A 3,101-nucleotide genomic window follows, 5' to 3' on the forward strand; every position below is an offset into this window, starting at 1 on the left:
AACAGGATGAACAGGATGATGTAGCTCGCCGATACCGCAATCGCCGTGCCCAGCAGCCCCTCGGTGATATAGACCAGGTGCGACACGACCTGGCGCGTGGTCGCGAGCACGATGGCCTCGTTGAGATCCGGATACAGCGACAGCTTGGCGTAGAAGGCATAGACCAGGAACGCCGCCGCCAACCCGGGCAGGCCCCAGCCCGTCACGCGCCGCGCGGCATCGATGACCAGTCCCAGCGCAGCCAGGCCCACCACCATGTCGACATTGTTGATACGCCCGGCCGAGGCGATCACCCGGTCGGCGGACAACAGCATGTAGCAGCCGATGGCCACCGCCAGCAGCGCCAGCACGGCCTCGGCCAGCGGCAACCGGTCGCGCGCGCCCTTCCTGGCGAACGGGTAAAGAACGAAGCTCAGCCCGAGCAGCACGTACAGGTGGATGCTGCGCTGCTTGATATCGACCAGCGGCCCGGCGAACGAGGTGTACAGGTGAAACAGCGCGAGCAGCACGCTCACGGCGATCACGACCTGCATGATCGCCTTCGGCAGGCGATCACGCATTACGCTCTCGCGATCGTATTTTTCCAATGTCTCGCGCGACGCAATCTCCGCTTGCGGGCTCTCGCCGCCCGGCTGGGACACGCTCATAGAATCAGCCCGTGCCTCGTGTATCGATCCAGTTTCCAATCAGGGTCGGCAGCACGCGATACAGCGGCGCGCGTGCATAGGCAAACGTGAGAATGGGCGCACCGGCCTGCCGACCGAGCGCGTGCCAGGCGCCATCGTAGCGCAGACTGTAGTTTTCCGCCGCCGCGGCCTGCACGGCCAAAGGGTCCACGATCCGGTCGATGCCGCTCATTACCACCCAGCCGTTCTCCAGCGTGGTGCGCTTGCCGGCGTGCGCCGGCACGCCCGCGCCGAAGGTCTTGAAGCGGGTGCCGATGAGCATGATCTGGCCGTTGTGCAGACGAAAACGTTCGATCCAGTTCTCGCGCTCCACCGAATGGGTCCAGCGCAGTGCGAAAGTCGTCCCGTCCTGCGCGGGATAGACGTAGCGCAGGTCGCCATTGTGGCGGATCAGCAGCCAGGATTGCGGCCAAACGAAGACGGCGGCGATCCCCCCGATCACCGCCGTCGCCAGTATCAGACCCCTGCGTTTGCGGGCCATCACCGCAGTGCCAAGCGTCACCCGCTAGCCGGCATCGTCTTCGCCGTCGGCCGAGCCGGAGTCGCCGCCGCCCTGCTCGTCATAGAACGCCTGTGCGCCGTCGGCCACCGGCACCACCAGGTTCCTGTCCATGGTGTCGCGGTCGAACTGCTTGAGCGCGCTGATCGAGACCTTGTCGGTCCCCAGATAGTCATAGAAACGACTGGCCAGCTCGTGGGCGACGTCGTCATCCATGGAGCCCGGCACGATCAGCAGGTTGCGGATCGACACGGTGTTGACGGCCTGATCGAGGTCGTAGCGCTCGGGCGCGTTGGCCGGAATCTCGTAGCTCTCGTAGTAGGGGTACTTCTCGAGCAGCCTGTCGGCCGTGTCGCCGTCGACGTTGACGAAGTTGACCTCGGTGTTCTGCATCAGGCCGGTGATGCTCGAATTGGGCACGCCCGAGGTGAAGAAGGCGGCGTCCAGGTTACCGTTGCTCATCTCGGTGACGCTGTCGGCGTAGCCGGTGTGGCTGACCCGCCCAAGATCGTCATAGCTCAGACCGGCGGATTCCAGCACCTTCTTGGCGCTCTGCTCCACGCCCGAGCCGACCTTGCCCACGCCGATGCGCTTGCCCTTCATGTCGGCAATGGAGTGAATATCGCTGCTCGCGGTGGCGACCACCTGGACGACGTTGGGATAGAGCCCGGCAATGGACTTGATGTCGGCCTTGCGCCCGTCGAACTGGTTCTGGCCGTTGATCGCGTCGTAAGCCACGTCGCTCATGACGATGGCGATCTGGTTGGTGCCGTCCTCGATATTGTTGATGTTCTGCACCGAGGCGCCGGTGGAGACGACCTGCACGTCACCGATCTTGTCGCTGGCCTCGAACACCCCCTTGAGCGCACCGCCGATCGGGTAATAGGTGCCCGAGGTACCCCCGGTGCCGAAGATCAGGTTGACCGGCTCACTGTCGGACGACGCCTGCGCCTGATCAGAGGACTTGTCGGCGCTGCCACCATTGCCCTCACTGCCGTCGCCGCACCCCGCGAGCAGCATCGCGGACAGCGCGAACACCGCGCCGAATGCGAAAACACGGTTCCCCATGATGGACCTCCTTGTTGGATATTGGCTATGCATGTGCCGAGGCGGGAACGCCGCAGCGGCATATTGGCGTCCATCAGTAGCAAACCGAGCCGCTGCGGGCAATGCGGCGATAGCGGAATGAGGCCTGCGCGGGCACGTTCACCCCGGCCAGACGCCATGTGCCGGTGTAGGTGTTGCAGCGGGTCACCGCACAGCTCCCACCAGCGTGATGCCGGACGTCCCGGCCTCGTGTAAAGCGTAGCGGATGCCTCGCCGGTCAACTCAGTGACCTTCAGGGCCTACCCGCGGACAACGTGGTGAGAAAACACGTCCCGTCCGCACGCCGCCAGGGCGAAAGCGGAAGACGAAAGACCTGCGGTGCGGCCGGCGCTGGAATGCCGGCGGCACCATGAGGGGGAGGAAGGATTTCGCTCGACGGCGGCGCTCCGGCAGCGGGGGCTACCAACCCGTGACCGACCGGAAACCGGGATCTGCCGTCGGACGCACGTCTAGACCCTGGACCCTGGCCGCGGGCGGTCGAAGTCGTACTCCGTTATCCGGCCACCGAGCGGCCGCATCATCGGTCGCTGGGACGGCCGACGGGTGACGCCGGCCGTCATCCGGCGATCCATGTCCATGCCCGAGAGGTCCTGCTCGGAGAGCTGGCCGCTCGATACCAGCGGATCCATCCGCGCGCTGCGCGGTCCCCTGAAGTGGGCCGCAACACCCGCGCTCGGCTGCTCACCCGCGTTACGCACGTCCTGCGGAGAGAGATAACCGCCACGGGCCGCGGCCTCGCCGCCTGCCGGGGCCGCCTGCGCCGCACCGATGCCCAGGATCAGGGCAACAACGAAAACACTCGACACGTG

General features: G+C 65.6%; 3 protein-coding genes and 1 pseudogene. All 4 read right to left on the reverse strand.

The window, feature by feature from the left end:
• Nucleotides 1–647: pseudogene (locus G7A99_RS17340) on the reverse strand (TRAP transporter permease); the annotation flags it as partial.
• A gap of 4 nt (nt 648–651) precedes the next feature.
• Nucleotides 652–1,188, reverse strand: a complete 537-nt coding sequence (locus tag G7A99_RS17345; RefSeq protein ID WP_240466330.1) for a DUF1850 domain-containing protein — start codon at nt 1,186–1,188, stop codon at nt 652–654.
• A 3-nt stretch (nt 1,189–1,191) separates the two neighbouring features.
• Nucleotides 1,192–2,253, reverse strand: a complete 1,062-nt coding sequence (locus G7A99_RS17350; protein ID WP_163142481.1) for a TAXI family TRAP transporter solute-binding subunit — start codon at nt 2,251–2,253, stop codon at nt 1,192–1,194.
• Between the two features lie 488 nt (nt 2,254–2,741).
• Nucleotides 2,742–3,101: hypothetical protein (locus tag G7A99_RS17355; RefSeq protein ID WP_163142484.1), on the reverse strand; the 360-nt coding region annotated here is incomplete at its 5' end.

The organism is Arhodomonas sp. KWT (assembly GCF_010993615.1).

Coding starts and splice junctions, on each gene's coding strand:
- G7A99_RS17350 (WP_163142481.1), bottom strand. CDS start 2,253: ATGGGGAACCGTGTTTTCGCATTCGGCGCGGTGTTCGCGCTGTCCGCG.